This is a genomic window from Kitasatospora sp. NPDC004531 (assembly GCF_053602195.1).
The window spans coordinates 1-3,912 of the sequence record NZ_JBSGDD010000184.1 but is presented as its reverse complement, the minus strand read 5'-3'; the positions used below and the strand labels follow the sequence as shown (position 1 = coordinate 3,912).

Annotated in this window: 5 protein-coding genes; 1 reads left to right on the top strand and 4 read right to left on the bottom strand. The window is 71.8% G+C overall.

Annotation, left to right across the window (positions count from 1 at the left end; all coding sequences use genetic code 11):
• A partial coding sequence (locus ACWEMJ_RS33800; RefSeq protein WP_452140969.1) for an LPXTG cell wall anchor domain-containing protein occupies window positions 1-357 on the top strand: 357 nt, incomplete at its 5' end.
• Window positions 358-602: 245 nt separating this feature from the next.
• Here the strand turns inward: ACWEMJ_RS33800 and hemC are convergent.
• Genes hemC through ACWEMJ_RS33780 form a run of 4 tightly spaced genes read right to left on the bottom strand, consistent with a single transcriptional unit; the run spans window position 603 to window position 3,415 of the window.
• Window positions 603-1,571: a hydroxymethylbilane synthase gene (gene hemC / locus ACWEMJ_RS33795; RefSeq protein WP_452140968.1), complete on the bottom strand. Its 969-nt coding sequence runs from the start codon at window positions 1,569-1,571 to the stop codon at window positions 603-605.
• A complete protein-coding gene (locus tag ACWEMJ_RS33790; RefSeq protein ID WP_452140967.1) occupies window positions 1,525-2,028 on the bottom strand; it encodes an NUDIX domain-containing protein in 504 nt (167 codons plus the stop codon). Before ACWEMJ_RS33790 ends, hemC begins: the two co-directional genes overlap by 47 nt.
• Entirely contained in the window at window positions 1,911-2,570 is a 660-nt protein-coding gene (locus tag ACWEMJ_RS33785) for a GNAT family N-acetyltransferase (protein WP_452140966.1), read from the bottom strand. The genes ACWEMJ_RS33790 and ACWEMJ_RS33785 overlap by 118 nt, the downstream gene beginning before the upstream one ends.
• Entirely contained in the window at window positions 2,567-3,415 is an 849-nt protein-coding gene (locus tag ACWEMJ_RS33780; RefSeq protein WP_452140965.1) for a protein kinase domain-containing protein, read from the bottom strand. The genes ACWEMJ_RS33785 and ACWEMJ_RS33780 overlap by 4 nt, the downstream gene beginning before the upstream one ends.
• Between the last annotated feature and the right edge of the window lie 497 nt (window positions 3,416-3,912).

The window sequence follows — 3,912 nt, the reverse complement described above, 5'->3', positions numbered from 1 at the left end:
GACGGCACCTGCCGCACCGTCACCGACAAGGGCACCTACTACTGGCAGGAGGTCACCCCGCCCAAGGGCTACCAGACCCCGGAGCAGCCCGTCCTGGGCCCGGTCGTCCTCGACGACGAGCACCTCGAAGCGGGAATCACCACCACCGCCGTCAACAAGCTGATCCCCCCGCCCCCCACCACCCCGGCCCCGACGCCCGCCCCGACCCACGCGCAGTCGTCGCAGCCCTCGGGCGGCAGCCTGGCCTCCACCGGCACCGACGAAACCACCCTGCGGTACGCCGTGATCGGCGGAGCGATCCTGCTCCTCACCGGCACCGGCCTGCTCCTCGCCGCCCGCAGGCGCCGCGCCAACTGACCCAACACGCCTGACACGACGTCAGCCGTGAGCAACAACGAAGCAGAAAGCTCGGTCGGGCTTCCCCGGCCGAGCGTTCTGCTTCGACGGCCACGGCAAGGCATCCCCGGCCCTGGCCCCCCAGGTGGGCAACGCCGAGAAAGTGCCCGGATGGACAGGGCGCAGGGCGTCAGACGAAATCGGGCGACCCTTGCCATCGGTCGACCGCGGTCGTGCAGCTCGCGTGCGTGCCTGTCACAGCGGGGTCAGTGCGGGATACCGGAGATGATCTCGCGTGCGCCCTGGCGGAGGAGTTCGGCGGCGACGCGGGCACCGAGGACGGCCGGGTCGCCCTGGTGTTCGTCCCACAGCATCGCGTTGGCGAACTTGCTGCCCTCGCGGTCGAACACCATGCCGCGCAGGGAGAGTTGACCGTCCGGCTCGGTGGTGCAGTACCCGGCGATGGGGCTGTTGCAGTGGCCGCGGAGCCCGTGCAGCATGACGCGTTCCGCCGTCACCTCCCGCTGGGTGCGCGGGTGGTTGACCTTCTCCAGCAGCGCGGCGACGGCGTGGTCCTCCTGCCGGCACTCCAACCCCAGGACGCCCGCGCCGACGGCGGGCAGCATCTCGTCCATGCCGAGCACGTACCCGGGGCGCTCGATGCCGAGCCGGGCGAGCCCGGCCGTGGCGAGGATCATGCCGTCCGCGTGGACGTCGATCTTCTTCGTGCCGTCCAGCTTCTCCAGCCGGCTGCCGACCGCGCCGCGCACCCGGACGACCTTCAAGTCCGGTCGGGCGCGCAGGATCTGCGCCTTCCGGCGGACCGCCGACGACAGGATGACCGCGCCCGGAGGAAGGTCGGCGAGCGTGCGGTACTCGGAGCCCTCGGGGAACAGCAGCACGTCCCGCACGTCCGGCCGTTCCATGTACGCGGCGAAGACGAGGCCGTGGGGCAGCGGCACGTCGCCGGGCACGTCCTTCACGCAGTGGACGGCCATGTCCACCGTGCCGCCCTGCAGCATGGCGTCGATCTGCTTGGTGTACAGGCCCTTTCCGCCGAGCTGCGCAAGGTCGCCCTGCCACAGATCGGCTTCGGTCGTCACCGGAACGACTTCGGCCACCAGGTCGGGGACGTGCGCGCGAAGGGCGGCGATCACCAGGTCCGTCTGCGCGAGGGCCAGCGGCGAGCTACGCGTGCCGATGCGCAGGGTCCTGGCTGGGAACTCGGCTGTCATTGGACTCGGTCCTCTCATGTCGGGTCTCTTGATAGGTAACGCGTCCGGGCCACTGGAGAGGCGTCCGGATTCGAGCGGCCACGGCCGGGTGCAGCAGCCGGCGGGCTTCGTCGGCATCCGCCCAGCGCCAGGCGGACAACTCCCGTTCCTGCAAAGCGATTCGGTCGGTGTCAGCGGTACTGAGCATCGGACCGGCCCACAGGAACACGAGGCGATCCCGGCGGCGGGCCTGCGCCCACTCGACCCCGAGCAGATCGTCGGCCAACAGGTCGAGCGTCAGGCCGAGTTCTTCCCCGACCTCCCGTCGGGCGGCTTCGAGCGGGGACTCCCCGATCTCCATCACGCCGCCGGGCAGGTGCCACGTGCCGTCCCCTGCGGCTTGGACGAGCAGCAGGCGGGACGCGGGGTCCGTGCACAGGACGTACGAGGTGACCGGGTGGGCGGGGGCGGTACCCAACGTTCCTCCAGCGATTTCGTCGTGGTTGTCGTCCATGTCGTCCAGGGGCACGAACGGGCGGTCGTCCGCGCCTTCGATCGCCGGCTCGTAGCTGGCCACCGGTGGACTTCGACGGCGACATCGCGGGGCGTAGGTGCCCGTACGGCGTAGGTCGCGAAGCTGGCCTTGCGCAGGACGCGGCCGGAGGAGAGGTTGTCCGGACGGTGCTTGGCGCGGACTTCCGGCAGCCCGAGGCGGCCGAAGGCGAGGGCGAGGATGCGGCGGACGCCCTCGGTGGCGTAGCCCCGGCCCCAGGCGTCCGGGCGCAGGATGTAGCTGACGGCGGCGACGGGGCGGTCGCGGTGGAGCTTGACGACGCCGACGAGGTTGCCGTCCACCGTCAGGCCGAGCACGTACAGCATGCGCGGGACCTGGGCTGCGGCGTCGCGCACGTAGCGGTGGGCTTCGGTGGCGTCCATGGCCTCGCGGCCCAGATGCCGTGTCGCTTCCGCGCTGTAGATCCGCAGCAGGGCCTCGGCGTCGCCCGAGCCCAGCTCGATCAACTGTCCACCGTCTCAAGGAGCTTGGCCAGTTCGGCGGCGGTGGGCCGGTCGTCCGGTTCGGCCAGGAGGACGGGGCGCAGGTGGTTCTGGATAGCGGGCCACGGCAACGCCTGGGACAGTGGCACGGCCCTGGCGGCGATGGCTTCGCGGTGCTTGCCCAGCGGCGTCTCCCGGCTCAGTCCGGCGGCGGAGTAGTGCAGTGGCCACGTCCCGGTGGCGCAGGTCCACAGGGTGCCGGCCAGGGCGTAGACGTCGGCGGGCTGCGTGGTGGTGACCGGTTGGGGGCCGGTGATGATCCGGGCCGCCAGTTCGGGCGCGGTGAGGTGGATCATCGTGCCGTCGAACGCGGTCCACGGGGTGCTGCCGATCTTCCGGGACCAGGCGAAGTCGAGCAGGCGCGCGCTGCCGTCCTTGTGGTGGACGCCGTGCTGCGGCTGGAGGTCGCCGTGCACCCACCCGTCGGCGTGGAGGTCCGCCACGGCGCGGCACAGTCCGACGGCGGCGGCGAGGGCCCCGTCCCGCCCGCCGTCGCCCTTGCGGAAGGGCTGGAAGCGCCCCCAGGTGGACTTCCCCGCCAGCCACGGGGTGACCAGCCAGACGCCGTCGGCGTATCGGTCGGCGGTCACGGTGTAGCCGGGGAGCTGGTCCAGTACGGAGGCTTCGCGGGCGGTGACCTCGGCGGCCTCGCCGGTGCCGAGCTTGATGCTCGCCACACCGTCCGGGCCGGTGGCCTTCCACACCGCAGAGCCCCGCCGGTCACTGATCGGCGCCAGCGCCATCGGGGCGTCGCAGAGAGCCTTGGCGGCCTTCACCGCTTCCGGGGCCTCGGCAGGGAACGTGCCCATTCTCGAACCGCCTTCCATTCGCAAGGGATGTGCTCGAAGACGTCCCGCCCGTCGTCCGCCGCCACGGCCAGGACCGCAGCGAGGTCGGGCGTCTCCGTGAGGAACTTCGGGTCCAGTGGCCGCACGCCGGCCCGCACCGGCAGGAACGAGAACGGCGGCGGAGGGATGCGCCTCGGCAGCCTGCACCCCGGCATGGAACAACTCGGCCTCCACGGCGTACCGGTGAGCGCCCGGACCGATCTCGTACACCGTCCACCCGGTCATCCCGCGCCGGACGGACGGCCGCAGGAACGGGCAGTGCCCGGACACCTCGGCGACGTACCCGTGCACGTCCACACTGACGGGGTGTTCCGTGCGGGCTTCGACGAGGCGGAGTTCTGCGCTCACAGGTAGGACGCCGCCAGAACCAGCTCGTCGCCGTCGGTGCCCTCGATCGGGCCGCAGTCCCACTTCGCCCACAGTGTGCCGGTGGTGAGGTATCGCCTCAGGGCCTCGGC

Coding starts and splice junctions, on each gene's coding strand:
- hemC (WP_452140968.1), bottom strand. CDS start 1,571: ATGACAGCCGAGTTCCCAGCCAGGACCCTGCGCATCGGCACGCGTAGC.
- ACWEMJ_RS33780 (WP_452140965.1), bottom strand. CDS start 3,415: ATGGGCACGTTCCCTGCCGAGGCCCCGGAAGCGGTGAAGGCCGCCAAG.